Origin of the sequence: Mycoplana rhizolycopersici, assembly GCF_013378445.1 — a bacterium.
GTDB lineage: Bacteria > Pseudomonadota > Alphaproteobacteria > Rhizobiales > Rhizobiaceae > Mycoplana > Mycoplana rhizolycopersici.
In genome coordinates, this window is the sequence record NZ_JABXYK010000065.1 from 1 (window position 1) to 445 (window position 445).

Annotated in this window: 1 tRNA gene; it reads left to right on the plus strand. The window is 58.9% G+C overall.

Annotated features, from left to right (window positions below):
* Positions 1 to 49: 49 nt before the first annotated feature.
* A tRNA-Met gene (locus HV823_RS26420) sits at positions 50 to 126 on the plus strand.
* Positions 127 to 445: the final 319 nt, after the last annotated feature.

The following is a 445-nucleotide window of genomic DNA, read 5'->3' on the forward strand; positions in this document are numbered from 1 at the left end:
AGCGGCCCTTTTGCTTTGGTAGCCTTAAAGCAGGACAAAAACCGGATAACGCGGGGTGGAGCAGCCCGGTAGCTCGTCAGGCTCATAACCTGAAGGCCGCAGGTTCAAATCCTGCCCCCGCAACCAACAATCCCTGTGATCCCAATGAGCCCCCACCGCGGGGCTTTTTGCGTTTATGCGCGCCAGAATCCGCAGTCTGTCCTATCAAATCCTCGATGACCTGCCACTGAACTTTCATCCAGCGGCGACTAGAGCCCCGGCGGGGTTTGAACCGCCCCGAGTTTCTGGACCAGCGGATGGTAGAGTTTTCCGGCCTAATGAACCGCCCCGAGTTTCTGGACCAGCGGATGGTAGAGTTTTCCGGCCTAACTCAGGGAAGCGGGCTGGCGGCGCTTCCCGGATTCATCAGCGAGATCGGTACCTTGTTGCCGATCGCACCATGGGG